Origin of the sequence: Aurantimonas sp. A2-1-M11, assembly GCF_036549475.1 — a bacterium.
In the GTDB taxonomy this organism is placed as follows: Bacteria; Pseudomonadota; Alphaproteobacteria; order Rhizobiales; family Rhizobiaceae; genus Aurantimonas.
The window spans coordinates 1-529 of the sequence record NZ_JAZHLI010000236.1 but is presented as its reverse complement, the minus strand read 5'-3'; the positions used below and the strand labels follow the sequence as shown (position 1 = coordinate 529).

Annotated in this window: 1 protein-coding gene; it reads right to left on the bottom strand. The window is 59.9% G+C overall.

The window, feature by feature from the left end; genetic code table 11:
• Positions 1-195 (bottom strand): transposase (locus tag VQ042_RS25870; RefSeq protein ID WP_331823089.1); only part of this gene is annotated, 195 nt, incomplete at its 3' end.
• Between the last annotated feature and the right edge of the window lie 334 nt (positions 196-529).

Here is a 529-nt window from a genome sequence, read left to right as displayed (position 1 = left end):
GCGCCATTGCGTCAGCTGCTGAGGCGCCACGCCGTGCCGGCGCGCCACATCATTGACCACGGCGCCCGGCCTGAAGCTCTCACCGACGATCCGGCCCTTCACATCATCCGGCCAGCTGCGTCGGCCGGTGCGACCCGACACGACCTCCATTCGCCCGACGAAGCCGTCCCCGACATCCGTATCCCGTTCGAACATCGCGCCCTCCAATCCAGGGAAAGGGCGCCAGACTCGCAGACCGGGGAAGCCATCGAAAGCGTAAAGCCAATGGAGCTCAGGCCGCGCTTACGAAACGACGCGCGATAACGGCATCTATCGACGCTCCACAAGCTTCACCGCCGCAATCGACCTTGATTCTGTGTTGGATAACTTGCGTGAATGGGTGGCACTCTGGTTTGATATGTATCCATCCGGTGTGACTTGCGATTACCCATAAATCGGCGTGACTGCTGATCTGGCTCCGGGCCAAAGTTCTTGAATGGGAGGAATCGCTTGTGATTCCTGTGTGAGCACCTGTTGATTCGGAGGTGCT